At 45.2% G+C, this 24,949-nt stretch carries 24 protein-coding genes; 22 read left to right on the top strand and 2 right to left on the bottom strand.

The window, feature by feature from the left end; translation table 11 throughout:
• Nucleotides 1–140: 140 nt before the first annotated feature.
• Entirely contained in the window at nt 141–1,877 is a 1,737-nt protein-coding gene (locus NQ556_RS09680; RefSeq protein ID WP_022220476.1) for an Rqc2 family fibronectin-binding protein, read from the bottom strand.
• 196 nt (nt 1,878–2,073) lie between these two features.
• Here NQ556_RS09680 and NQ556_RS09675 point away from each other — a divergent pair, with 196 nt between their 5' ends.
• From NQ556_RS09675 to NQ556_RS09610, 14 genes are all read left to right on the top strand, one after another.
• Nucleotides 2,074–2,952: a YicC/YloC family endoribonuclease gene (locus NQ556_RS09675; RefSeq protein ID WP_008375132.1), complete on the top strand. Its 879-nt coding sequence runs from the start codon at nt 2,074–2,076 to the stop codon at nt 2,950–2,952.
• 69 nt (nt 2,953–3,021) lie between these two features.
• Nucleotides 3,022–3,645, top strand: a complete 624-nt coding sequence (gene gmk, locus NQ556_RS09670) for a guanylate kinase (RefSeq protein ID WP_022220477.1) — start codon at nt 3,022–3,024, stop codon at nt 3,643–3,645.
• A 16-nt stretch (nt 3,646–3,661) separates the two neighbouring features.
• Nucleotides 3,662–3,904 carry a DNA-directed RNA polymerase subunit omega gene (rpoZ, locus tag NQ556_RS09665; protein ID WP_022220478.1) on the top strand — a complete coding sequence of 81 codons (243 nt, stop codon included), beginning with the start codon at nt 3,662–3,664 and terminating at the stop codon, nt 3,902–3,904.
• A gap of 118 nt (nt 3,905–4,022) precedes the next feature.
• On the top strand, nt 4,023–5,363 hold the full coding sequence (rimO, locus tag NQ556_RS09660; protein ID WP_008375138.1) for a 30S ribosomal protein S12 methylthiotransferase RimO: 1,341 nt from the start codon (nt 4,023–4,025) through the stop codon (nt 5,361–5,363).
• A complete protein-coding gene (pgsA, locus tag NQ556_RS09655; RefSeq protein ID WP_008375140.1) occupies nt 5,360–5,902 on the top strand; it encodes a CDP-diacylglycerol--glycerol-3-phosphate 3-phosphatidyltransferase in 543 nt (180 codons plus the stop codon). Before rimO ends, pgsA begins: the two co-directional genes overlap by 4 nt.
• Nucleotide 5,903: 1 nt before the next feature.
• Nucleotides 5,904–7,154: a competence/damage-inducible protein A gene (locus NQ556_RS09650; RefSeq protein WP_008375142.1), complete on the top strand. Its 1,251-nt coding sequence runs from the start codon at nt 5,904–5,906 to the stop codon at nt 7,152–7,154.
• A 43-nt stretch (nt 7,155–7,197) separates the two neighbouring features.
• Nucleotides 7,198–8,673: a GNAT family N-acetyltransferase gene (locus NQ556_RS09645; RefSeq protein ID WP_022220479.1), complete on the top strand. Its 1,476-nt coding sequence runs from the start codon at nt 7,198–7,200 to the stop codon at nt 8,671–8,673.
• A 99-nt stretch (nt 8,674–8,772) separates the two neighbouring features.
• A complete protein-coding gene (locus NQ556_RS09640; RefSeq protein ID WP_022220480.1) occupies nt 8,773–9,465 on the top strand; it encodes an iron-sulfur cluster assembly scaffold protein in 693 nt (230 codons plus the stop codon).
• A 60-nt stretch (nt 9,466–9,525) separates the two neighbouring features.
• On the top strand, nt 9,526–10,536 hold the full coding sequence (locus NQ556_RS09635; protein ID WP_008375150.1) for a GGGtGRT protein: 1,011 nt from the start codon (nt 9,526–9,528) through the stop codon (nt 10,534–10,536).
• 208 nt (nt 10,537–10,744) lie between these two features.
• Complete coding sequence (locus NQ556_RS09630) at nt 10,745–11,038, top strand: phage holin family protein (protein WP_008375153.1); 294 nt, start codon at nt 10,745–10,747, stop codon at nt 11,036–11,038.
• 13 nt (nt 11,039–11,051) lie between these two features.
• Nucleotides 11,052–12,092, top strand: a complete 1,041-nt coding sequence (locus NQ556_RS09625; protein ID WP_022221066.1) for a GH25 family lysozyme — start codon at nt 11,052–11,054, stop codon at nt 12,090–12,092.
• 125 nt (nt 12,093–12,217) lie between these two features.
• Complete coding sequence (locus NQ556_RS09620) at nt 12,218–12,910, top strand: hypothetical protein (protein WP_008375159.1); 693 nt, start codon at nt 12,218–12,220, stop codon at nt 12,908–12,910.
• A gap of 153 nt (nt 12,911–13,063) precedes the next feature.
• A complete protein-coding gene (locus NQ556_RS09615; RefSeq protein WP_008375161.1) occupies nt 13,064–13,771 on the top strand; it encodes a response regulator transcription factor in 708 nt (235 codons plus the stop codon).
• Entirely contained in the window at nt 13,743–15,818 is a 2,076-nt protein-coding gene (locus NQ556_RS09610; RefSeq protein WP_008375162.1) for a sensor histidine kinase, read from the top strand. Before NQ556_RS09615 ends, NQ556_RS09610 begins: the two co-directional genes overlap by 29 nt.
• A gap of 105 nt (nt 15,819–15,923) precedes the next feature.
• Here NQ556_RS09610 and NQ556_RS09605 read toward each other — a convergent pair whose 3' ends face one another.
• Entirely contained in the window at nt 15,924–16,910 is a 987-nt protein-coding gene (locus NQ556_RS09605; RefSeq protein WP_008375163.1) for an FAD:protein FMN transferase, read from the bottom strand.
• Nucleotides 16,911–17,321: 411 nt separating this feature from the next.
• Between NQ556_RS09605 and NQ556_RS09600 the strand changes: the two genes are divergently transcribed.
• From NQ556_RS09600 to yqeC, 8 genes are read left to right on the top strand one after another with little or no spacing between them, the layout of a single operon-like run.
• Nucleotides 17,322–17,726: a NusG domain II-containing protein gene (locus tag NQ556_RS09600; protein WP_022221064.1), complete on the top strand. Its 405-nt coding sequence runs from the start codon at nt 17,322–17,324 to the stop codon at nt 17,724–17,726.
• A gap of 3 nt (nt 17,727–17,729) precedes the next feature.
• Nucleotides 17,730–18,233 (top strand): Gx transporter family protein, encoded by a 504-nt coding sequence (locus NQ556_RS09595; RefSeq protein WP_008375166.1) that lies wholly within the window; start codon nt 17,730–17,732, stop codon nt 18,231–18,233.
• 14 nt (nt 18,234–18,247) lie between these two features.
• Nucleotides 18,248–18,859 carry a Holliday junction branch migration protein RuvA gene (ruvA, locus tag NQ556_RS09590; protein ID WP_008375167.1) on the top strand — a complete coding sequence of 204 codons (612 nt, stop codon included), beginning with the start codon at nt 18,248–18,250 and terminating at the stop codon, nt 18,857–18,859.
• A 10-nt stretch (nt 18,860–18,869) separates the two neighbouring features.
• Nucleotides 18,870–19,871, top strand: a complete 1,002-nt coding sequence (gene ruvB, locus NQ556_RS09585) for a Holliday junction branch migration DNA helicase RuvB (RefSeq protein WP_022221063.1) — start codon at nt 18,870–18,872, stop codon at nt 19,869–19,871.
• 14 nt (nt 19,872–19,885) lie between these two features.
• On the top strand, nt 19,886–20,683 hold the full coding sequence (locus NQ556_RS09580; RefSeq protein WP_008375170.1) for an FAD binding domain-containing protein: 798 nt from the start codon (nt 19,886–19,888) through the stop codon (nt 20,681–20,683).
• Complete coding sequence (locus NQ556_RS09575; RefSeq protein ID WP_008375171.1) at nt 20,673–21,140, top strand: (2Fe-2S)-binding protein; 468 nt, start codon at nt 20,673–20,675, stop codon at nt 21,138–21,140. Before NQ556_RS09580 ends, NQ556_RS09575 begins: the two co-directional genes overlap by 11 nt.
• Entirely contained in the window at nt 21,137–23,419 is a 2,283-nt protein-coding gene (locus NQ556_RS09570; protein WP_008375173.1) for a xanthine dehydrogenase family protein molybdopterin-binding subunit, read from the top strand. Before NQ556_RS09575 ends, NQ556_RS09570 begins: the two co-directional genes overlap by 4 nt.
• On the top strand, nt 23,409–24,833 hold the full coding sequence (gene yqeC / locus NQ556_RS09565) for a selenium cofactor biosynthesis protein YqeC (RefSeq protein ID WP_008375175.1): 1,425 nt from the start codon (nt 23,409–23,411) through the stop codon (nt 24,831–24,833). Before NQ556_RS09570 ends, yqeC begins: the two co-directional genes overlap by 11 nt.
• Nucleotides 24,834–24,949 lie beyond the last annotated feature (116 nt).

Below are 24,949 nucleotides of genomic sequence, written 5' to 3'. Positions count from 1 at the left end.
CTTGTGCAATGGAGATGAGACTCAAGAATCGTGGAAGCCTTTGCTGAACACGATTCTCGCCCTAAGAGGCTCATCGGAATGCTTTGCACAACTTGGAATGGGGTGGATTTTATTCTTCTCTGGTGGTGTCACAACCTATCTTATTGTACTTCCTGAATCCCGGAAATATCACTATCTATCATCATCGAGTAATTGGTATAATACACGACAAACCCAGGCTTGCTTCCATTTGGTTTTTTAACCTGCTTTTTCTCTACATAGTCAACCTCCACCTTTTCAGCCCCGGAATTCTTCGAGTAATGCGCAGCAAGTCTGGCTGCCTCTTCAAAGGTCCGGTCCGGAAGTTCTTCCCCGTTCGTCTTCACGATGACATGGGAACCCGGTGCCTTTTTCGCATGGAACCACCAGTCCCCGCCATTTGCAAAATGGAAGGTGAGTTCTTCGTTCTGAAGATTATTTTTTCCAACATACATATGGAAACCGTCTGAAGAAATATAGTGGAACGGTTTGCTTGTGATCTTCACCTTTTTGGCAGACTGCTTTCTGCGGATAAATCCACTTTCGATCAGTTCTTCCTTGATCTGGATCAGGTCATCCTCGCTTCGTGCAATATCCAGGGATTTGCTGACGGACTCCAGATAATCAATCTCATCTTTCGTTTCTTTGATCAGTTCTGAAAGAGCCTCGAAAGTACGTTTCTGTTTATTGTACCGGTCAAAATATTTCTTTGCATTTTCCTGTGGTGTTTTCTGCGGATCCAGCGGAATTTTGATCATTTCGTTAGTATAATAATTGAGTGCTTCCAGTTCTTTTGCACCTTCTTCCAGATTGTAACCGTAGGTGTGGATCAGTTCCCCGTATACCTTGTATTTATCGCGGTTTTCCGTATCGCGAAGCTGCTTTAACTGCAGGTCGTATTTCTTGCGGTTACGTTCCAGTGCTGTCTGAACCACACGGCGCAGATCCGAAGATTTCTGGCGGATCCGGGTGATCAGATCACGGGAAGAATAATAAGTCCGGATCACTTCGGAAATCGAATCATAAGATTTTACCTGATAGTTGGAAAAGTGGGTGAGCAGAAGAGATGAGAACTCTTTCGGCTCATTTCCATCGTAATAAATAGCAGGAGAGAATTTGCTTTCTGTCACCTGCTCCATAAAATAGGTAAACTGCCGGTACAGATGCGCCAGCAGATCACCGGACATCTCCGATGCCGGAACAGAGGAGTCGATTCCTGCCAGATAGCAGATCTCTTCGGCGACAACCGGACTGATTCCGGTAAAACTGTTGTAGATCGCTTTTCCGACCGGCATTGGTTTGGAGAGAAGTTCCTGTGTGAAATTTTCCTCCGGTATGCCAAGTGGATTCTCTTTTTTCATAGTATCCGGGATAAAATATTCTCTTCCCGGAAGAACCTCACGCACAGAACTCATCTGCGCGGAAACATGCTTGATACTGTCGATGATCATTCCTTTTTCATTACAGAAAATAATATTGCTGTGCTTGCCCATGATCTCAACGATCAGGGATTTGCGGCACAGATCTCCGAGTTCATCCAGGTGCTCGATCTCGAAGCGGATGATCCGTTCCAGGGAAGGCTGAGAAATGCCTACGATGCGGCCATTTGCAATATGTTTTCTCAGAAGCATACAGAAATTCGGCGCAGTCATCGGACTTGGTTTGTTATCTCTGGACAGATAGATCAGCGGCAGGGATGCACTTGCGGAGATGACCAGTCTTACCTGCCCTTTTGCAGGTTTGATCGTGAGAAGCAGTTCATCATTTTCCGGCTGTGCGATCTTGGCGATCCGTCCGTTCAGGATGGTATCATTTAATTCTTTTACGATATTTGCGATTGTAATTCCATCAAAAGCCATTTTAAAAATTCACCTCATATTTATCCGGGAATATGCCAGGGCACATTCTTTTTTCAATGGGCTCATTATAGCATAGAGAGGCATGCATAGACAAGTGAAAATGCCCTGTCACCCGGTTGACGAGTAAGTGTAAATGAACTATAATAATCGATAGTAAAACGGCCCTTAAAAGGTCAGTAAGAAGAGGGAAAATCAAATGATAAAAAGTATGACAGGCTTTGGACGGTGTGAGATCGCCGAAGCAGACCGCAAATTTACCGTAGAGATGAAGGGGGTTAATCACCGTTACCTGGATGTGAATATCCGTATGCCAAAGAAGCTTAACTTCTTTGAGTCCGCGATCCGCAACCTGCTCAAGCAGTATGTGCAGAGAGGAAAGATTGATATTTTCATCGGGTATGAAGATATGACAGAAAGCCAGATGACTTTGAAATATAATCAGAAGCTGGCAGAAGAATATATGGCAAGCTTTAAGCAGATGGAAGAACAGTTTGGGCTTGACAATGATGTGCGGGTATCCACACTTGCACGCTGCCCGGAAGTCCTTACGATGGAAGAACAATCTGTGGATGAGGAAGAACTGTGGAGTGGTCTTGAAAAAGCAATGAAAGGCGCATGCGAACAGTTTGTACAGACCAAGACTACAGAAGGTGAGAACCTGAAAAAGGATATCATTGGCAAGCTGGATGGAATGCTGGAAGTTGTTGCCAGGGTTGAAGAGCGATCTCCGCAGATCGTTGCTGAATACCGGGAGAAGCTGGAAACGAAAGTGAAGGAGCTTCTTGGGGACACCCAGATTGACGAAGGACGGATCGCGGCTGAGGTTGTGATCTTCTCTGACAAGATCTGTACAGATGAAGAAGTGGTAAGGCTGAAAAGCCATATCAAGCATATGAAGGAAACTCTGGAACAGACAGAGGGAATCGGACGCAAGCTTGATTTCATTGCGCAGGAGATGAACCGTGAGGCGAACACGATCTTATCCAAGGCAAATGATCTGGAAGTATCCAATTATGCGATCGATCTGAAGACTGAGATTGAAAAAGTCCGTGAGCAGATTCAAAATATTGAATAAAGCTTTGAAAAATGTAAAAAGATGTGTTAAAATAACATTTCAATGTCTGAGTATGCAGGAGAACTGATTATGAGAGAAAAAAAAGGAATTCTTATTGTAGTATCCGGATTTTCCGGAGCCGGTAAGGGAACACTGATGAAAAAGCTGATGCAGGACTATGATAATTATGCATTATCGATCTCTGCAACCACGCGACAGCCTCGTGTCGGGGAAGAAGATGGAAGAGAGTATTTTTTTAGAACCAAAGAAGAATTTGAAAAAATGATTGCGCGTGATGAGCTTATAGAGTATGCTAGATATGTAGAAAATTACTATGGAACTCCGAAGCAGTATGTTATGGAGCAGTTAGAGGCAGGCAAGGATGTGATCCTTGAGATTGAGATCCAGGGTGCGTTGAAAGTGAAAGAGAAGTATCCGGATACCCTGCTGATGTTCGTGACTCCGCCGAGTGCGCAGGTACTGAAAGACAGACTGGTAGGACGGGGAACCGAGACCGCAGAAGTGATCGATTCGAGAATGAAGCGGGCAGTAGAAGAATCACAGGGCGTAGAGAAGTACGATTATCTTGTGATCAATGATGACCTGGAGCGCTGCGCAAAAGAGATGCACAGCATTATTCAGGGTGAGCATGACCGGGTAAGCCGGAATGCTGACTTTATAGATGATATCAGAAAAGAACTGAAGGAACTGTAGGAAAGGAGCAGAATTTATGTTACATCCATCATATACCGATTTGATGAAAGTAGTAAATCAGGACGTGGAAGAAGGCGCAACTAAGATTGTCAACAGCCGTTATTCTATCGTTCTTGCAACAGCAAAGAGAGCGAGACAGATCATTGACGGCGAGATGCCGCTTGTTCCTGTTAAGGACGGCGAAAAGCCGCTTTCTATTGCAATTGATGAGCTGAACAGTGGAAAGATCAAAATTATTGCAGAAGATGCAGATAAATAAAAGAAGTTCGATACCCTGCAGCTGTCTGCGGGGTATTCTTATGATAGGGGATTTTATTTTCCGGTGAAGATGATTTCCCCTGCCGCCCAGAAATTATGCTTGAGGAGAAATTTATTTTATGAATATATTATTCATTTCATTAGGCTGTGACAAGAACCTTGTGGATTCGGAGGTCATGCTTGGGATTCTTGCAAAGGACGGTCATCAGATGGTGGACGATGAGACAATGGCAGATGTCATTATCATCAACACCTGCTGCTTTATCCATGACGCAAAGGAAGAGAGTATCCAGAATATTCTTGAGATGGCAGATCTGAAGAAGACCGGTAGATTAAAAGCCCTGATCGTAACAGGCTGTCTTGCACAGAGATACAAAGAAGAGATCATTCAGGAAATCCCGGAGGTTGATGCGGTTCTCGGAACGACTTCTTATGAAGAGATCGCACACGTGATCGATGGAGTTTTAAGCGACAGTCCGATGGAGCGTGGAGATGTGCGCCTGACTATGAAGGATGTGGATTATCTCCCGGTGACAGACACACACCGTATGGTGACGACCGGCGGACATTTCGCTTATCTGAAGATTGCAGAAGGCTGTGACAAGCACTGTACTTACTGTATTATCCCAAAGGTACGAGGAGATTTTCGGAGTGTGCCGATGGAGCATCTGCTGGAGGAAGCGCAGAATCTGGCAGACGGAGGGGTGAAGGAGCTGATCCTGGTAGCACAGGAGACCACCATGTACGGAACCGATCTGTACGGGGAGAAGCGGCTTCCGCAGCTTTTGAGAGCACTCTGCAAGATCAGCGGACTTCGCTGGATCCGTATTTTATACTGCTATCCGGAGGAAATCACGGATGAGCTGATTCAGGTGATCAAGGAGGAACCAAAGATCTGCCATTATCTGGATCTCCCGATCCAGCATGCAAGCGATGGTATCCTGAAGAGAATGGGAAGACGGACTTCCAGAGCGCAGCTCATCGAGACCATTGAGAAGCTTCGACGTGAGATTCCGGATATCGCACTTCGCACAACTTTGATCACTGGATTCCCGGGAGAGACACAGGAACAGCATGAAGAGCTGATGGATTTTGTGGATCAGATGGAATTCGACAGACTTGGCGTATTTACCTACTCACCGGAAGAGGATACTCCTGCAGCATCTATGCCGGATCAGATCCCGGAAGAAGTCAAAGAGGAACGTCAGGCAGAGCTCATGGAACTTCAGCAGGATATCGTATTTGACCAGGCAGAAGACCGGATCGGGGAAGAGCTGCTTGTGATGATCGAAGGCAAGGTAGCAGATGAGAATGCCTATGTGGGAAGAACCTACCGGGATGCGCCGAATGTAGACGGACTTATTTTTGTGAACACATCGGAAGAACTGATGTCGGGAGATTTTGCAAAGGTAAAAGTGACCGGATCAGCAGATTATGATTTGATAGGAGAGTTATTATGAATTTACCAAATAAGTTAACGATTTTACGAGTGATTTTAATTCCGTTTTTTGTAGTGTTTATGTTATTTGATATTACCGGAGCAGCAGATAAGTGGATCGCACTTGTGATCTTCTGTGTTGCCAGCCTGACGGATATGCTGGATGGGAAAATCGCCAGAAAGTACAATCTGGTAACGAACTTCGGTAAATTTATGGATCCGCTTGCAGACAAGCTGCTGGTATGTACCGCGCTGATCTGTCTGACATCTATGAACCGACTGAATGTCATTGTTGTTCTGGTGATCATTGCCAGAGAATTTATCATCAGCGGATTCCGTCTGGTTGCTTCTGACAATGGAATCGTCATTGCGGCAAGCTACTGGGGCAAATTCAAAACCGTATCACAGATGGCACTGATCATTGTGCTGATCATGGATCTGGGCGGTGTGTGGAATGTTGTAGGAACAGTCCTTACATGGGTAGCACTGCTTCTGACCATCGTTTCACTGATCGATTATATTGCAAAGAACAAACAGGTATTAACACAGGGAGGCATGTAAAATGGTTGTAGAGCTGATTTCTGTCGGCACTGAAATTTTACTTGGCAACATTGTGAATACAAACGCAGCATACCTAGCAGAGAAATGTGCTCTGCTAGGTTGTTCTTTATATCACCAGACTGTTGTCGGTGACAATGAAGAGCGTATGGAAGAAGCAATCCACCAGGCAATAGAGCGCGCTGATATCGTAATTCTGACAGGGGGACTTGGCCCTACCAAGGATGATCTGACAAAAGAAGTAACTGCAAAGGTATTTGGCAGAAAACTTTATATGGATGAACATTCCAGGGCACGAATCCGGGACTATTTTGAGAAGATTAAGAGTAAAAAGGTGACAGAGAATAACTGGAAGCAGGCGTTGGTTCCGGAAGGCGCGATCGTGATCGACAATCTGAACGGAACGGCACCTGGACTGATCCTGGAGGATAAAGAGCGCGGCAAAGCAGCGATCCTGATCCCTGGGCCTCCGAATGAGATGAAGCCGATGTTTGAACACGACATTGCACCGTACCTCAATAAAAAGCAGCCGGAGGGAATCTATTCCCATATGGTAAAAGTGTGCGGGATTGGGGAAAGCAGGGCAGAGACCATGGTTGCGGATCTGATGGATGCACAGACCAATCCGACGCTTGCGCCTTATGCAAAGACAGGAGAGGTACATTTTCGTGTGACTGCAAGAGCATGCTCTGAAGAAGCGGCAGAACAACTGATGGAGCCGATGATCGAAGAGATGAAGAAGCGTTTTGGTGATGCTGTTTATACGACCGAAGAGAATGTGACACTGGAAGAGTCGGTGATCCGTCTTCTGGAAGAGAAGAAGATGACTGTGACAACGGCAGAATCCTGTACAGGAGGAAAGCTTTCCGGCAGACTTCTGAATGTGGCAGGAGCTTCCGGCGTGTACAATGAAGGATATATTACTTATGCGAATGCATCGAAAGAAAAGATTCTTGGTGTGAAGCATGAGACACTGGAAACCTACGGGGCAGTCAGTGAACAGACAGCAGCAGAGATGGCGCTTGGGGCAGCAAAGGCGGCAGGTGCGGATGCGGCACTTAGTGTAACCGGAATCGCAGGACCTGGCGGCGGTACAGCGGAAAAACCGGTCGGACTTGTGTATATCGGATGTGCGGTAAATGGAGAGGTAACGGTAAGAGAGTACCGTTTTACCGGCAATCGTGAGAAGAACCGGGACTATGCGGTTGCACGTGCGATCACGCTCTTGCGGGAAGAACTTTTAAAGAGGGCGTAAGAGAGAAAACCAGTTCATTCTGGAAAAAATGAGGTACAGAAAAATGATCATAAAAAGACTATATAGCAGTCAGGAGGTTGTGGAAGGTCTGCATCTGGTATGGGATGTATTTATCAGAGAAAACGCCAGTTCCTGTACGCAGCAGGGAATCGAGGAATTTGCCCGTTTTATCAAGATGGAGAATTTTATGCCTCTTGTCGAAAGCGGAGAGATGATCGTCTTTGGCGCGGTAGAAGGACAGGATCTTGGCGGTGTCGGAGCCGTGCGGAGGGATGGACATATTTCCCTTCTGTTTGTCCGCCCGGATTTGCGGAGAAAAGGGATTGCGAAGGCTCTTGTTGGTGAAATGTGCAGATACTGTACGATGCAGTTTGCTCTGATGCGTATGACGGTCAATGCATCGGTTGTGAGTACGGAAGCTTATCACCATATGGGATTCCGGGATCTGGCACCGGTTCAGGAAAAGAACGGGATCCGTTTTGTTCCGATGGATTTGATGATATCGCCGGCAAATGTAAGATCTTCTTATAATGGAAAGAAACATACGGGACTTTTTATCGGGATCGCAGTTACCGTACTTATTTTTCTGATATTCCTGGGGCTGCTTTTCGGAAAAATCATCAGCAATTTTGCGAGTGGTGAAGGAAAACAGGAGGATTCGTCACAGATTTTTGAATATAACCCGGATGAGGACGGAGAAATTGACGATATCTTTGGCAGTAATGGAAATGAAGAGGATAATAAGGACAGCAGTTCTGAAGAAGCACAGGGAATCGAGGCAATTGAAGGCTACGAGGCAGAAAATCTGCCGTATACGATCACGGAGGAAAATTACACTTATTTTTCTAATGGAAATAAAGGCGAATATCCGATGCAGTTTGATGTCAAATATCCGCAGATCACAGGTGTGGAAGGTGAAAATATTGACAAGATCAATGAAATGCTGAAGGACTGTGCGATGAGTACGGTCAATACCTTATATCTGGCTCCGAGTGATTCTATGAAAGAGAAAATGTTGGAGGAATCGAACCCGTTTTTAGGAAGTCTTGTAACGTACAAGGTTTCTTATGCAGGAGAAGATTTTATCAGCGTAGCATTCAATGATATTTATTATGCAGGAAATACTTCTGCGCAGTATTGTGACCTCCGTACCCGCAACATCCGTATTTCTGACGCAAAGCAGTTTGAAGTGGCAGATATCGTGGATCTAAGCGATGCATTTATGCACGATTGGATGAAAAAGATGAAGGGTGAAGCACCATCGGCAGAGGTGTTAAGCAGTGTGAAATTAAATGATTTCCGACAGATTTTAAATGGGGAAATCCTGGAGAACCGGTACTTTGATGCATTTTTTGTAGATAAGGATGGAATTGAGATCGGAATTACTTACCATTACCCGGGAGATGGAAAAAAATCATCTGCGGAGAGTGGATGGATCACAGCGCCGTTTACTATGAAAGAAATAATTGAATATAAAACAGACAGTGAGTTCTGGAATCTTGTACAAAGTAACAATTGACGAATGTCGAAAATTGTGCGAAAATAAATACATATGGTGTTAAAACAATCACAAACGCCTTATAAAAGAAAAACAGATGTATTTGAAAGGAGTTTTAACATGATTTATTCACATGAAGTAGAAATGATGTGTCCGGTAGCTCAGGGTGCAAACCACGGACCAGCTCCAATTCCGGAAGAAGCAAAATGGGTAAAGGCTAAAGAAATCAAAGATATTTCCGGTCTTACACATGGTGTCGGCTGGTGTGCTCCACAGCAGGGTGCATGTAAACTTACTTTGAACGTTAAAGATGGTATTATTCAGGAAGCACTTGTGGAGACTATCGGATGTTCAGGAATGACTCATTCCGCAGCTATGGCTTCAGAAATTCTTCCAGGAAAGACTATTTTGGAAGCACTTAACACAGACCTTGTCTGTGATGCAATTAATACAGCAATGAGAGAACTTTTCTTACAGATCGTATACGGAAGAACTCAGAGTGCATTCTCAGAAGAAGGACTTCCGATCGGTGCAGGACTTGAAGACCTTGGTAAAGGACTTCGTTCACAGGTTGGTACAATGTACGGAACTCTCGCAAAAGGACCACGTTACCTGGAAATGGCAGAAGGTTATGTAACAGGAATCGCTCTTGATGACCATGATGAAATCATCGGATACCAGTTCGTAAGTCTTGGAAAATTCACAGACTTTGTCAAAGCAGGCGATACTCCGAACGAAGCTTGGGAAAAAGCTAAAGGACAGTACGGACGTGTAGCTGATGCCGTTAAGATCATTGATCCGCGTAAAAACTAATTACATACATAAGTAATTAACGGGTTATATAGGCAACAATATTTTCAGGAGGACAATTAAATGGCTTTATTTGAATCATATGAGAGAAGAATTGATAAAATCAATGAAGTTTTAAACAGCTATGGCATTGCTTCACTCGAAGAAGCTGAAAAGATCACAAAGGATGCCGGACTGGATGTATACAACCAGATCAAAGGTATTCAGCCAATCTGTTTTGAAAACGCATGCTGGGCTTACATCACAGGTGCAGCAATCGCAATCAAAAAAGGATGTACAAGAGCAGCAGACGCTGCAGCAGCAATCGGAGAAGGACTTCAGGCTTTCTGTATTCCGGGATCTGTAGCAGATCAGAGAAAAGTAGGTCTGGGACATGGTAACCTTGGAAAGATGCTTCTTGAAGAAACAACAGACTGCTTCTGCTTCCTTGCAGGACATGAATCATTCGCAGCTGCTGAAGGTGCAATCGGTATCGCTGAAAAAGCAAACAAAGTTCGTCAGAAACCTCTTCGTGTTATCCTGAACGGTCTTGGAAAAGATGCTGCAAAGATCATTTCAAGAATTAACGGATTCACATATGTTCAGACAGACTATGACTATTATACAGGAGAATTGAAAGAAGTTCAGAGAATCGCTTACTCTGACGGACTCCGTTCTAAAGTAAACTGCTACGGTGCAAATGATGTACGTGAAGGTGTAGCTATCATGTGGAAAGAAGGCGTTGACGTTTCTATCACAGGTAACTCTACAAACCCGACACGTTTCCAGCATCCGGTTGCAGGTACATACAAGAAAGAATGCGTAGAAGCAGGAAAGAAATACTTCTCAGTTGCTTCAGGTGGTGGTACAGGACGTACACTTCACCCGGACAACATGGCAGCAGGACCGGCTTCTTACGGTATGACAGATACACTCGGACGTATGCACTCTGATGCACAGTTCGCAGGATCTTCATCTGTACCGGCTCACGTAGAAATGATGGGTCTTATCGGTGCAGGTAACAACCCGATGGTCGGAATGACAGTCGCTGTTGCTGTAAGTATCGAGGAAGCTCACAAAGCTGGTAAATTCTAAGAAATTTATTTACAGGGAGAGGCGTAGCGCCTCTCCCTTTGTATATACAAATCAAAGAAGAACCTGCCGGTCCGATTATTTTATATCAAATCTTTCTTTTATCACTAAATCCTATCTCTCACATATACTAATACCACATCTGATCGAATTATTTTTCAAAAGAAATCTTCCTTAAAATCCCCAAAAAGAAAGGCAGGCTATCCAGATAATGGAGCAACTTATGGATTATGTAAAACCGGAACTGCTTATTGTGACCGCAGTTCTATACTTTTTCGGAATTGCACTTAAACAAGCAGAATTTATCAAAGATAAATATATTCCGATCACGCTTGGGGCGACAGGCATTATCATCTGCGGGATCTGGGTGACATCTACCGCACATTTCGCAGGAGCACAGGATGTGTTGACCGCAGTTTTCGCATCCGTAACGCAGGGCATTGTTGTTGCAGGACTGAGTACCTACATCTATCAGATCATCAAGCAGGCAGGAAAAGAAGAGTAGGAGTAGAAGTGGTATGGCATTAAATGGAATTGACATCAGCAACTGGCAAAGTGGGATCAATCTTGCGGTTGTCCCGTGTGATTTTGTGGTGATTAAGGCGACAGAAGGAACCGGTTATGTAAATCCGGATTACGAAAGAGCCTACCGCCAGGCGAAAACAGCAGGGAAATGCCTGGGCATTTATCACTATGCGTCTGGTGGAAATATACAGGCGGAGGCAGAATATTTTCTGAAGAATGCAGGGAGCCGTGTGGGGGAGGCAATGCTTGTGCTGGACTGGGAAGGGCGGTCCAATCCGGCATTTGGTGTGAATGACCGGGAATGGGTGAAAGCCTGGTGTAATTATATTTCAACAAAGACCAGCGTCAATCCTGTGATTTATGTGCAGCAAAGTATGATGAGCCGATTGCAGAATATCGGAAACTATGGACTGTGGGTAGCGCAGTACGCGAGTATGGAGCCAATCGGGTACCAGGAAAATCCATGGAATGAGGGTGCATATGCCTGTGTGATGCGGCAGTACAGTTCTTCGGGAAGATTAAGCGGATGGAATGGCAATCTGGATTTGAATAAATTCTACGGAGACCGGCAGGCGTGGAGCCGGTATGCTGGAAAAGGAAACCAGACAACTTCAGAGAAACCTTCTGAAGAGGAAGAAAACCAGGAAGGAACTACGCTGGATCTGGTTTTTCGGACGATGCGTGGAGAATTTGGAAATGGGGAAGAACGGAAAAGCTGGCTTGGAACCAGATATGGAGAAGTGCAGGGGATGATCGACTATATTTCCGGTGCCAGTACAGAGACACTGGCAAAGGAAGTGCGTGCCGGGAAATATGGCAACGGGGAAGTGCGGAAAACGGTTCTGGGGAAACGGTATGAAGAAGTACAAAGCAGAGTCAATGCCGAAGAAAACAAGTATCATATCGTCAAATCCGGGGATACGCTTTCGAAAATTGCAGCGATATACGGAACATCTTATCAGGAAATCGCAAGGTTGAACAAACTACAAAATCCGAATCTGATTTATGTCGGTCAGAGGCTGCGGATCAAATAACCGGCTAATAGATTTGATATTCAGAATCTGGTCTTTGAATTCAGTAATTTGGCAAAAAGAGCTATTGTTTTCAGCTTTTTGGTGTGCTATGATGAAAAAAATGAATACACAGGAGGTTTTGGGATATGGATAATAACTTAAATGACCAGATAACTGAGAATAGTGAAGGGGAGGAAAAGAGTCCATCTTCTTACACCGATCCCAATGCAGGATATACAGAAGCAGAGCCGCAGGCAAAGAATGACAATAGCGTGCCAAAAGAGGCAGCGGACGATAATTTAAAGCAGGAAGAAAAAAGTCATCCGGCATATACTTACGGTGAAATGCCAAAGTCAGAAAACGGAAGCGGTTACGGACAGTCAGCACCGGACGGAAGCGCTTGCCATTCTGGAACTTCGGATGGAACTTATGAAAATAATACTTACAACGGAAATTCGTATTATAACGGAACCAATCAGAGCGGAGCTTATACCAATGGGTACTCTGACAACCAGTATCAGAATAGCGGTTATAATACCGGATTTAACGCGAGCGGCTATAATAACAATTACAATAGCCAGAACAATTGTCAGATGCCGCCAAAGCAGATGGATCTATCTCCACTTTCTACCGGAGAATGGCTTTTAACGATGATTGTCGGAATTATTCCATGTGCGGGACTGATTCTGTATATTATCTGGGCGTTTGGTAATAGTGGCAATCTGAACCGGCGTAACTACTGCAGAGCATCCCTGATCCTTCAGGTGATTTCCTATGTGCTTGTGATTTTCTTTGTTATCATCGCAGCGATCGGCAGAGTAAGCTATTATGGTTATTAAATAAGTATCTGGCAGGCTTTTCGGCAGGGCAGCAGTGCTTTGTTGAAAAGCTTTTTCATTTTTTTAGAAATTCTTTAGAAATCTATTCCGGTTCTCTTTAGCTTTAGGAGATAGACTATAGTCAAGGATGAGAAAAAGAGGAGAAAAGCAGTTATGGAAATGAATCATGTACTGGTCGTTGAAGACGACAAGGAAATCAGAGAAGGTGTGGAAATATACCTGAAAAGTCAGGGATACGAAGTATTTCAGGCGGCAGATGGGATTGAAGGTCTGGAAGTGATCGAGAAAGAGGAAATCCATCTTGCAATCGTCGATATTATGATGCCGCGGATGGATGGAATCCGTATGACGATGAAGCTTCGGGAAAAATATGATTTTCCGGTGATCATGCTGTCGGCAAAATCAGAGGAAGTGGATAAGATCATGGGACTGAATATCGGGGCAGATGATTATGTGACGAAGCCATTTACACCGATGGAGCTTCTTGCAAGGGTGAATTCACAGCTCAGAAGATACCGGATGTTTGCAGAGAAGCTGAGAGATCGTGAAGAAAATCAGAATATCCATGTGATCGGCGGTCTGGAGCTGAATGAAGCTACGGTGGAGGTATCGGTTGACGGAGAGCCGGTGCGCCTGACACCGATTGAGTACAAAATCCTGCTTCTCCTTATGAAGAGTCCTGGAAGAGTTTTTTCGGCAGAGGAAATTTACGAGCGTGTATGGAATGAAAAAGCGATCAATACCGATACGATCATGGTCCATATCCGGAATATCCGTGAAAAAATTGAGAGCTGCCCGAAAGAACCAAAATATTTAAAGGTGGTGTGGGGCGTTGGATACAAAATCGAAAAACAGGCATAAACTAGGGATTGTCCTGATTTTAAGTGTAATCTTACTTGCGACGGTGATCGTGTTAGGAAACTATAATACTTTTTATAAGAATGCAAAAAAGGAGCAGGACAGTCTGACACAGAATTACCGGACGAGTGAGTCCTTTATGAAGACATTTATTCGGGACTGCTATGTATTGTATTCCAAAGAATCCGGAAACGAATATAACGTAAAGTTTCTGGATGATTATTATCCGGAATTTGATGAGAAATTTAACCGGCAGATTGCATATATGAATTACCAGGTGCAGGATGCAAACGGAGAGGTAATCGATGGATACCGGTCGAATAGAGATTCCTGGGAAAAAGTGAAAGATACCGAGCTTGCAGATTATGCTCTTGGGATTAAGATCTCGTTTGACAAAAACGGTGAAATCAAGATTGATCAGGTGATGGGAACGGAAGTAACCAAACAGGAAGCTGTTCTGAAGATCCTGACCTCAAATCTGCCGGAAAAAATATTTGAATATGAAGATGAAAGTGAGATTGAAAATATTTCACCAAAAGACAGGACCTATTATTTCATGATGACGGAAGCAAAGCTGAATGCTTATGTTATGCGGGTATATCCGATTACTTCGATGGTGGGAAACGCGGCGGTTTATACAATCTTGCCCCTTATATTGTTGGTCGCACTTCTGGCATGGCTGATTCCGATGAAGAAAGATCTGCATACAGGAGATGAAAAAATTTTCCATGTACCATTTGAAATTGCGATAGCGACTGGTATTACTGGAATTAGCCTGATTTTCAGCTGTCTTGGAGAACTGATTATGCACGCGAAAGGAAATGTGTGGCCAATCGATTTTCTGGTCTGGTTTGTTTTCTTTGCAGTCATGTACTGGGTATCCGGCTGTGTACGCCAGATCCGGCTTCTTGGAGTAAAGGAATATGTGAAAAAAAGAGTTCTGCTGATCTGGATCTGGAGAAGATTCGGAAACGGAATCCGAGGTGGTATCCGCTGGTGCAAGAATAAGATCGAAGCATTTTATCATTCGCTGGATCAGTTCAATTTCAAGGAAAAGAACAATAAGATTATTTTGAAAATCGTGCTGTTCAATTTCGCAATACTGCTGGTGATCTGTTCATTCTGGTATTACGGAATTGCAGGACTGATCGTATATTCTGTAATCCTGTTCCTGATCCTGCAAAAATATTTTAATGATCTCCGGAAAAAATATGCATTGCTTTTGGAGGCAACCAATAAAATTGCAGACGGAAATCTGGATGTAGAGATTGAAGGTGATCTTGGTGTGTTTAGTCCGTTCCGTAATGAAATCCAGAAGATCCAGACCGGATTTAAGAAAGCGGTAAAGGAAGAAGTAAAGAGCCAGCGTATGAAAACAGAACTGATCACAAACGTATCACATGATCTGAAAACACCGCTGACTGCGATCATAACCTATGTGAATCTGTTGAAAGACGAGAAAGATGAGGAAAAGCGAAAGGATTATATTGATATTCTGGAATGCAAATCTATGCGTCTGAAAGTCCTGATCGAAGACCTCTTTGAGATCAGCAAAGCAAGCAGCCAGAATGTAAACCTGAATTTGATGAACGTGGATATCGTCAATCTGTTTAAACAGGTAAAATTTGAGCTGGAAGATAAGTTCGAAGAAAAAGGTCTGGAGTTCAGGACCACTTTCCCAGAAGAAAAAGTGATTCTTCGTCTGGACAGTCAGAAGACCTGCCGGATCTTTGAGAATCTTCTGAATAACATTGTAAAATATGCGCTTCCGGGAACAAGAGTTTATGTGGAAATCGAAAAGACGGAGAAAGATGTATTTATCCGCCTGAAAAATATTTCTGCAACTGAGCTCACCTTCAATCCGGAAGAAATTACAGAACGCTTCGTCCGCGGAGATGAGTCCCGCAATACCGAAGGCTCCGGTCTTGGCCTTGCAATCGTAAAAAGCTTCGTAGGTCTCCAAGGAGGAAGCTTCCATATCGAAACCGAAGCAGATCTCTTCAAAGCCGAAATCCGCTGGGCTTTGCCGGGAGAAGAGACAGTGAAGTAGGAAACATAAGAAAAATAAATGGTACCGGATTCAATTTTTTTTATAACTGAATCTGGTACCATTTATTTTTCTGATTTGTCTCACAACCTACATCATTCAACTTTTTTACTTTGGAAATCCGCTGGAGTAATGAATCTCATAATCATCCGTGATAAAGAGTGCCTCTGCCCCCTTGATTCCTTCGATATATTTCAATCCATCATCTAACCCCATCGCAAAGCAGGTCGTACTAAGTGCGTCCGCTTCCGTAGAAGAGTCACAGACAATACTCACCCCAAGCAGATCATTTTCATAAGGATACCCGGTTTTCGGATCTAAGATATGGTGATAAATCTTGTCGTCCACCTTAAAATACCGCTCATAAATACCGGAAGAAACCACAGATTGATCCTTGATCTTTACACTGGTGATCGCTTCTCCATTCTGTGCAAACGGCTTCTGGATACCGATATTATAATCCGAACCATCCGGTTTGCCGCCAAGAGCCAGCACATTTCCGCCCAGATTGATCAGTGCATGGGATACATTCTGCTCTTTCAGATATGCTTTCAGCTGATCCGCAATATATCCCTTTGCAATTCCGCCAAGATCAATAGCCGCCTCCGGATCCAGAAGCTGAACCGTATTTCCATCAACCCTCACATTCTCATATCCGATATGACTTTTCGCTTGCTGAATCGCTGCATCATCCGGAACGGTCCCCGTATTATTCTTAAAATCCCACAAGTCACTAAGTGGAGCGATCGTAATATCAAACTTTCCATCTGCCAGACGGCTGTATTCCACGCCTTTCTGAATCAAATCCACCGTATCACCCGAAAGTGTCACAGGCTCCCCGTTTGCATGGTTCAGCTCATAAATCTCGCTTCCTTCCGAAGTCCGGCTAAACCGCGCATTATAATCCTCGCATTTCGCCACACAAGCATCCAGAACATCCTCTGAATCCTTATCATAAACCGTAATCGTCACCACCGTATCAAACACCGTCACCGTCCGCGACACCGGCTGCGGCGAACTCCCAGAACATCCACCCAGACAAAAAGTCCCAAACAAACTCAAACAAATACCAATTCCCAAACTTTTTATTTTCATCGCAAACCTCCTCAAACCATAACCTACAGCATTGCTTTTTTCATAAACTTCCTAAAAACGACATAATGAAAATTTACGAATCTCAGGTTTGTGCAACCAGCCAATGCACAGCCGTGAGGGAAGCGAAAGTCCTGCACGCCTCTATTTTGTGCAATGGAGATGAAACACAAAAATCGTGGAAGCCATTGCTGAACACGATTTTCGCCCTAAGTGGTTCATCGGAATGGTTTGTACAACTTGAGGCGTGCAGGACTTTCGCTTCCCTCACGGCGTCCCCATTCTCTTCTTCCACAAACCGTCCCATTCGTCAATTACCCCATTATACGTTCCCCTATGAAAAAAATCAATCGAACACTTGATTGCATTAGATAAAATGATGTGTTAGAATAAACAAAGAAAAAGGAGAACCCTATGAGCCATAAAGAAAATAAGAGCCATGAGGAGAAAGCATCCGGTTTTAAAAAGAATGATCTGATTCTTGTCCTCCTTGTATTTGCTGCGGCAGGCATTTTTTTTTCAGGACATCTATTCACGAGCCAGAAAAGCGCAGGCGTTGTAGAAATACAGATTGACGGGAAAGTGGTAGAGACACTGGATCTGCAGAAAGAGCGTGCATTTAAGATCAACGGAGGAACGAACACCGTGCAGATCGAGAACGGAAAAGTGAAAATGGCAGCGGCCAACTGTCCGGATCAGATCTGTGTACACCAGAAAGCAATTTCAAGGAACGGAGAGAGTATTATCTGCCTTCCGAATAAGATCGTTCTGAAAATTGTCGATGGAGAAGAAGCCGAACTGGATGCGGTGACGAATTAAGATATGAAGAAAAATACAGTCAGAATAGCGTGGTTTGGTGTATTTACTGCCCTTGCGCTGATATTTAGTTATGTAGAGACTCTGATCCCGTTTCAGATCGGGATTCCGGGGGTTAAGCTTGGACTGGCGAATCTGATCGTTGTGGTGGCACTGTACAAGATGGGTGGAAAGGATGCCATGTTGCTTTCGGTGACGCGTATCGTGCTGTCCGGATTTATTTTTGCCAGTCTGTTTAGTATTTTATACAGTCTGGCAGGCGGACTTTTAAGCCTTGCAGTGATGGTGATTTTGAAAAAGCGGGGATCATTCAGTGTTTTTGGAGTCAGCATGGCAGGTGGTGTCTTTCATAATGTCGGTCAGCTGATCGTAGCGATGCTGGTCGTGGAGACATTCAGCGTCGCCTATTATGTGCCGGTGCTTCTGATCGCAGGAGTGATCACCGGATTTATTATCGGAGTTGTGGCAAATGAAATGCTCAAAAGACTTGGCAGCATCGTATTGTCATAGCATGGGAGGAAGAGATGATTTCATATATAAGAGGGGAGCTTGTAGCTCTCGAAGAAGATAAAGTGATCGTAGATGTAGGCGGCGTAGGCTACGGGATTTTTATGTCCGGACAGGCGATGGGACAGCTTCCGCCGGTTGGGAGTAAAGTGAAGATCCACACCTATCTGAATGTCAAAGAAGATGCCATGCAGCTGTATGGATTTTTAAACCGTGATGCGCTTTCTGTGTTCAAACTTCTGATCGGTGTCAGTGGGATCGGACCGAAAGGAGGTCTTGGGATTCTGGCGCAGCTTACACCGGACGAACTTCGATTTGCCGTGATGTCGAAGGACATCAAGGCAATTTCAACAGCACCGGGAATTGGCAAGAAGACGGCGGAGAAGCTGATCGTGGAACTGAAGGATAAGCTGAAGATTGAGGACGTACTGGATCACCAGGTGGAAGCGGCAAATGGAGCTGATGAAGATACGGTAAATGCACAAGGACTTCAGGCAGATGCGGTACAGGCACTTACGGCGCTTGGCTATGGAAGTACTGAGGCACTGCAGGCAGTACGAAAAGTGGAAATGGATGAGAGCACGACGGTGGAAGATCTGCTGAAGGGTGCACTCAAATATTTGATATAAGAGGATTAGGATGGGAAGAAGAATTATTACCACAGAGAATCTGGAAGAGGATGTAAAAATTGAGAGCCATTTAAGACCTCAGCTTCTGGAAGATTATATTGGACAGGCGAAGGCAAAAGAGACTCTTAAGATTTATATAGAAGCGGCAAAAAGCAGGGGAGAGGCACTGGATCATGTGCTGTTTTACGGCCCGCCGGGACTTGGAAAGACAACCCTCGCCGGGATCATTGCGAATGAAATGGGCGTAAATATCAAGATCACGTCAGGTCCTGCGATCGAGAAACCTGGGGAAATGGCGGCAATCCTTAATAATCTCCAGGAAGGAGATGTGCTATTTGTAGATGAGATCCACCGGCTGAACCGGCAGGTGGAGGAAGTACTTTATCCGGCGATGGAAGATTTTGCAATCGATATTATGATCGGAAAAGGGGCTTCGGCAAGGTCGATCCGTCTGGATCTGCCGCATTTTACACTGGTAGGGGCAACCACCCGTGCCGGAATGCTGACAGCTCCGCTCCGGGATCGTTTCGGGGTTGTGAACCGTCTGGAATTTTATACGGAAAAAGAACTGCAGACCATCATCATCCGTTCAGCAGGCGTGCTGGATGTGGAGATCGATGAAAAGGGAGCCCTTGAGATGGCAAGACGTTCCAGAGGAACGCCAAGGCTTGCCAACCGGCTTTTGAAAAGAGTCCGGGATTTTGCCCAGGTCAAATACGAGGGGGTGATCACCGAAGAGGTGGCAAGGCAGGCACTGGATCTTCTGGATGTGGACCGGCTTGGACTTGATCATGTAGACCGTAATCTTTTGACGACCATGATTGAAAAATTTCAGGGAGGTCCGGTAGGACTGGATACCCTTGCGGCAGCGATCGGGGAAGATGCCGGAACCGTAGAAGATGTCTATGAGCCATATCTTCTGAAGAATGGCTTTTTACAGAGAACACCAAGAGGAAGGGTGGTCACAGATCTTGCGTATACCCATCTTGGATTTGACAAGAACAAAGAATAGAAAGGAAAGAGACGATGCTGAAGATAAAACAATATGTGAAAGCAGAGAGTCTGGAGCAGGCGTATGAACTGAACCAGAAAAAGACGAACCGGATCGTCGGTGGAATGCTCTGGCTGAAAATGAGTACTGCGCAGATCCAGACTGCGATCGATCTGTCCGGACTCGGACTGGATCAGATTGAAGAGACGGAGGATGCATGGAAGATTGGATGTATGGTATCCCTTCGTGATCTGGAGTTACACGAAGGATTAAATGAATTGAGCTGCAACATGATCAGAGAAAGTGTGAGAAGTATTGTCGGTGTACAGTTCCGGAATCTTGCGACGATCGGCGGAAGTATTTTCGGACGGTTTGGATTTTCGGATGTACTGACCTGTTTCCTTGCACTGGATACAGAAGTAGAACTTTATAAAGGTGGGATCATTTCTCTGGAAGAGTTTGCAAAGATGGAGAGAGATAATGATATCCTTGTCCGTGTGATCGTAAAGAAAACACCGGGAAAGGGAAGCTATCAGTCACACCGTAATACCAAGACGGATTTTCCGGTACTGGCGGTTGCTGCTGACCGTTATGGAGATGAACTAAAGGTGGCAGTTGGGGCAAGACCGATGAAAGCAGTCTGTATTCACGTTCCGGCAGAACAGCTGGATGCGTGCACAGATCTGAAAAAATTTGCAAAAGAGCTTGCAGTCCAGGTGCCGATGGGAAGCAATATGCGTGGAAGTGCAGCGTATCGTACCCATCTTGCAGAGGTTCTGATCCGCAGAGCGTTAGAGAGAATCACAAACGGAGGTGAAAAGAATGCAGATTAGTCTGACACTGAATGGAAAAAAGATTACAGAAGAGATCGCAGCTGATCTGCTTCTGATCGATTTCGTGAGAAATCATGGATGTTACAGCGTAAAGCGCGGCTGTGAGACTTCCAACTGTGGACTTTGTACCGTATTTTTAGATGAGAAGCCGGTACTTTCCTGTTCCGTGCTTGCTGCAAGAGCAGACGGGCACAAGGTAGATACGCTGGAAGGACTGCAGGAGGAAGCAGAAGAATTTGGCTCTTTTATCGCAGGACAGGGGGCGGAGCAGTGCGGATTCTGTAATCCGGGTATGATCATGAATGCAATCGCACTTTTCCGCGAGAATCCGGATCCAAGTGATGACGAGATCCGGGAATACCTTGCGGGGAATCTCTGCCGCTGTTCAGGCTACGAGGGACAGCTCAGAGGAATCCATGATTTTCTGGAGTACAAAAGAAAAGGAGGAGCCAGATGAAAGCAGTAGGAGTACCATTTGTAAAAAAAGATGCGAAAGCACTGGTGACTGGAAAGCCGGTATATACAAATGATCTGGCACCAAAGGATTGTCTGATCGTTAAGCTTCTAAGAAGTCCGCATGCCAATGCGATGATCCAGGAGATCAAGACAGATGTGGCAATGCGTGTGCCGGGAATTGAAGCAATCTATACCTGGAAGGATGTACCGCAGCAGCGTTTTACAATTGCAGGACAGACCTGGCCGGAGCCTAGTCCGTATGACCGGTTGATCCTGGACCAGCATGTTCGCTTTGTAGGAGATCCGGTAGCGATCATTGCCGGAGAAAATGAAGCCTGCGTAGAACGTGCAATGAAGATGATCAAGGTCAAATACGAGGTCCTTCCGGCAGTATTAGATCCTGAGGAAGCGCTGGATGGTCCAATTCTGGTGCATCCGGAGGACAGCTGGAAGGCATTGTGCCCGGTAGGAGCAGATAACAAGCGGAATCTTTGTGCACAGGCAGAAGATGGACATGGGGATGTAGAGAAAGTTCTTGCAGAATGCGATGTTGTTGTAGAACATACATATCATGTCAAAGCGGCACAGCAGGCAATGATGGAACCATTTCAGACGGTCTGCTTTATGGATATGTATGGAAGACTGAATGTGATGAGTTCTACGCAGATCGTTTACCATGTGCGCCGTATTGTTTCCAATGCGCTTGGCATACCAAAATCTAAAATCCGTGCATTTAAGCCAAGGATCGGTGGTGGATTTGGGGCAAAACAGACGGCGGTAAGTGAGGTTTATCCGGCGTTTGTAACCTGGAAAACCGGAAAGCCATCGAAAATTGTATTTACAAGAGAGGAATCCCAGATTGCATCCTCACCGCGTCATGATATGGCGGTGACGGTTCGCATGGGAGCAGATAAAGAGGGAAATATCCGGGCAATTGATCTGTATACACTTTCTAACACAGGAGCATACGGGGAACATGGACCGACAACGGTCGGACTTTCCGGACATAAGGCGATTCCGCTTTATGGTTCATTAGATGCATACCGGTTCCGTTACGATGTGGTCTATACCAACCGGATGGCAGCAGGAGCTTATCGTGGATATGGAGCGACGCAGGGAATCTTTGCGGTTGAGACATCTGTTAACGAACTGGCAGAAAAACTTGGCATGGATCCGATGGAGATCCGTATGAAGAATATGGTCAAAGAAGGACAGTTCATGCCGGCATATTATGGGGAGACAGCGAATAGCTGTGCACTTGATAAATGCCTTGCGAGAGTAAAAGAAATGTCCGGATGGGATGAAAAGTATCCAAGAAAAGTTATGCCGGATGGCAAAATCCGCAGCGTCGGAGTAGCACTTGCCATGCAGGGATCCTGCATTTCCAATGTAGATGTCGGATCTGCGACGATCAAACTGGGCGAGGATGGTGTCTACAATATGTCAATCGCGGCAGCGGACATGGGAACCGGGTGTGATACGATTCTTGCACAGATGGCAGCAGAATGTCTGGACTGTGATCTGGATGATATTGCAGTATCCGGAGCAGATACCGATACTTCACCGTATGATTCAGGCTCTTATGCATCAAGTACGACTTATGTGACCGGTATGGCGGTGACAAGAGCCGGTGAGGAACTGAAAAAGCGGATCGTCAGACAGGCAGCGAAGATGCTGAAATGTGAAGTGGATGAGGTTGATTTCGATGGACACATTGCAAGAAGCGATAAGACCGGAGAAGAGGTGACACTTGCGGCAATCGGAGCAGGGGCAATGTGCGGAAGTGATATTGCGCTTCAGGTAACAGAAAGCCACAGTTCGCCGGTATCTCCGCCGCCTTATATGGCAGGCGCTGTTGAAATCGAATTGGATCCGGAGACAGGACATGTCGAGATCCTGGATTACTATGCAGTGGTTGACTGCGGAACTGTTATTAACCCGAATCTTGCGAGGGTACAGGCGGAAGGCGGAATCGTGCAAGGAATCGGCATGACTCTTTATGAGAATATTCAGTACACGGAAAAAGGACAGCTTCTGAACAATTCATTTATGCAGTACAAGATTCCGACCCGAATGGATATGGGAAATCTGCATGTGGAATTTGAGAGCAGCTATGAGCCGACCGGACCATTTGGTGCAAAATCGATTGGCGAAATCGTCATCAATACACCGGCTCCGGCATTGACGCATGCAATCGCAAATGCAACAGGTCTGTGGTTCCGTGAACTTCCGATTACAAGTGAACAGATTGCAATGGGAATTATGGAAAATGAAAATTAAACTGATTTATCTGGCGGCTGGAAACAGCCGCCGTTTTAACAGCCAAAGGATGCAAAATACAGAACCGCCACAATCAGAAGCAGAGAACAAACTACTTTATCTGTTGGGTGAAAAGCCGATGTTCCGCTATTTATTCGACCGTCTGGTAAAAGTCTGTCAAAGGCATCCGGAATGGGAAATGATTGTGGTAACACAGTATCCGGAGATTGAGCATCAGGTAAAAGCACTTCAGGAAAACGAGCAGCAAGGTGAACGTTTCCCGGTAAAAACAGTGATTTCAAAAGACAGCTATAAAGGAGCAGCCTATTCGGTAAAAGCAGGGATCCGTGCGGCAGGAGATGCTGATGCCTATGCATTTTTTGTGGCGGATCAGCCTTATTTTACAGAAGAAAGCATGGAAGGATTCCTGGAAAAGATGGAGCGGGAGGCAAAAGTTGTACCGGGATGTGTGACCTGGAATGGACAGGAAGGCAATCCGGTCTGGTTTCCGGCAAAGTACGGGAAAGAACTTCTGGAACTGGAAGGAGATGCCGGAGGAAGAAAGGTGTTCCGCAGATACCGGGAAAAAGCAGTATTTTACGAGGTGAGCCTGGAAAAAGAGCTGGAAGATATTGATTATATGCCGGAAATAGAAAAAATGCGGATAACAGAAGGAGGCACAGAGAAAACTTTCCATGTATATGTCATCGAAAATGGAAAGCTTCAAAGGAAAGAGTCTCTGCTTATGGCACTTGGACTTACGGAGCAGATGGTACCGAGAATTGCTGCCGTGGGTGCGGGAGGTAAGACTTCTCTTTTGAAACAGCTGCTCGCTGAATACCAAGAGAAGGGTGCCCTCCCGGTTCTGGTGACTACAACCCATATGAAAAAAGAGACTGCCCCTTATTTTGTAATGGAGGATTCTATCGAAAAAATTCTGGAAGTACATAAAAGAGAAGGCATGGTGATCGCCGGTCTGGATGCAGGAGGAGGCAGGATCAAAAGCCTTTCTGTACCGGTAATGGAAAAGATCTGGGAGCTTCCTGCGCCGGTTCTTGTGGAAGCGGATGGTGCACGGATGCTTCCGGCGAAAGTGCCGGGGGAGAAAGAACCGGTTATTCCAAAGCAGATCCAGATAGTCCTTTCTGTATATGGACTCGATGCCATCGGACAAAGGATAAAAGACTGCTGTTTCCGGCCTGAGCTTGTGGCACAGGTACTTGGAAAAGCAGTGGAAGAGGTCCTGACGGAGGAGGATCTGGCAGGGCTGGCTGTTTCGACAAAAGGCGGGAAAAAGAATGTCCTGCCGGAAATGGATTTCTATATTGTGCTAAACAAAGCAGATGACGAAAAACGTCTGAAAATGGCAGAGAGAATCGCCTTAAGAGTAGAACGGGATTCTGGTGAAAAAGTACGGATTACATCGTTTCGTTAATATTTTGGAAAAATAAAGCAATTGTGTGTTGAAAAACGGAACATTGCCGAATTGTCATTGAAAACTATTCGTGCTATCATAGATACGATAGCTTTGACAACGAAAGTTGTAAGTGG

It is taken from the genome of Coprococcus comes ATCC 27758, assembly GCF_025149785.1.
Lineage (GTDB): Bacteria > Bacillota > Clostridia > Lachnospirales > Lachnospiraceae > Allocoprococcus > Allocoprococcus comes.
This window is presented reverse-complemented; position numbering and strand designations above follow the sequence as displayed.

What these genes read in the sequence shown, in the direction of transcription:
- yqeC (WP_008375175.1), top strand. Translation starts at nt 23,409, where the DNA reads ATGAAAATTAAACTGATTTATCTGGCGGCTGGAAACAGCCGCCGTTTT.
- NQ556_RS09630 (WP_008375153.1), top strand. Translation starts at nt 10,745, where the DNA reads ATGGAGCAACTTATGGATTATGTAAAACCGGAACTGCTTATTGTGACC.
- NQ556_RS09650 (WP_008375142.1), top strand. Translation starts at nt 5,904, where the DNA reads ATGGTTGTAGAGCTGATTTCTGTCGGCACTGAAATTTTACTTGGCAAC.
- NQ556_RS09640 (WP_022220480.1), top strand. Translation starts at nt 8,773, where the DNA reads ATGATTTATTCACATGAAGTAGAAATGATGTGTCCGGTAGCTCAGGGT.
- NQ556_RS09645 (WP_022220479.1), top strand. Translation starts at nt 7,198, where the DNA reads ATGATCATAAAAAGACTATATAGCAGTCAGGAGGTTGTGGAAGGTCTG.
- NQ556_RS09625 (WP_022221066.1), top strand. Translation starts at nt 11,052, where the DNA reads ATGGCATTAAATGGAATTGACATCAGCAACTGGCAAAGTGGGATCAAT.
- ruvB (WP_022221063.1), top strand. Translation starts at nt 18,870, where the DNA reads ATGGGAAGAAGAATTATTACCACAGAGAATCTGGAAGAGGATGTAAAA.
- NQ556_RS09620 (WP_008375159.1), top strand. Translation starts at nt 12,218, where the DNA reads ATGGATAATAACTTAAATGACCAGATAACTGAGAATAGTGAAGGGGAG.
- rpoZ (WP_022220478.1), top strand. Translation starts at nt 3,662, where the DNA reads ATGTTACATCCATCATATACCGATTTGATGAAAGTAGTAAATCAGGAC.
- ruvA (WP_008375167.1), top strand. Translation starts at nt 18,248, where the DNA reads ATGATTTCATATATAAGAGGGGAGCTTGTAGCTCTCGAAGAAGATAAA.
- NQ556_RS09600 (WP_022221064.1), top strand. Translation starts at nt 17,322, where the DNA reads ATGAGCCATAAAGAAAATAAGAGCCATGAGGAGAAAGCATCCGGTTTT.
- NQ556_RS09575 (WP_008375171.1), top strand. Translation starts at nt 20,673, where the DNA reads ATGCAGATTAGTCTGACACTGAATGGAAAAAAGATTACAGAAGAGATC.
- NQ556_RS09680 (WP_022220476.1), bottom strand. Translation starts at nt 1,877, where the DNA reads ATGGCTTTTGATGGAATTACAATCGCAAATATCGTAAAAGAATTAAAT.
- NQ556_RS09635 (WP_008375150.1), top strand. Translation starts at nt 9,526, where the DNA reads ATGGCTTTATTTGAATCATATGAGAGAAGAATTGATAAAATCAATGAA.
- NQ556_RS09615 (WP_008375161.1), top strand. Translation starts at nt 13,064, where the DNA reads ATGGAAATGAATCATGTACTGGTCGTTGAAGACGACAAGGAAATCAGA.
- NQ556_RS09580 (WP_008375170.1), top strand. Translation starts at nt 19,886, where the DNA reads ATGCTGAAGATAAAACAATATGTGAAAGCAGAGAGTCTGGAGCAGGCG.
- rimO (WP_008375138.1), top strand. Translation starts at nt 4,023, where the DNA reads ATGAATATATTATTCATTTCATTAGGCTGTGACAAGAACCTTGTGGAT.
- NQ556_RS09570 (WP_008375173.1), top strand. Translation starts at nt 21,137, where the DNA reads ATGAAAGCAGTAGGAGTACCATTTGTAAAAAAAGATGCGAAAGCACTG.
- pgsA (WP_008375140.1), top strand. Translation starts at nt 5,360, where the DNA reads ATGAATTTACCAAATAAGTTAACGATTTTACGAGTGATTTTAATTCCG.
- gmk (WP_022220477.1), top strand. Translation starts at nt 3,022, where the DNA reads ATGAGAGAAAAAAAAGGAATTCTTATTGTAGTATCCGGATTTTCCGGA.
- NQ556_RS09595 (WP_008375166.1), top strand. Translation starts at nt 17,730, where the DNA reads ATGAAGAAAAATACAGTCAGAATAGCGTGGTTTGGTGTATTTACTGCC.
- NQ556_RS09605 (WP_008375163.1), bottom strand. Translation starts at nt 16,910, where the DNA reads ATGAAAATAAAAAGTTTGGGAATTGGTATTTGTTTGAGTTTGTTTGGG.
- NQ556_RS09675 (WP_008375132.1), top strand. Translation starts at nt 2,074, where the DNA reads ATGATAAAAAGTATGACAGGCTTTGGACGGTGTGAGATCGCCGAAGCA.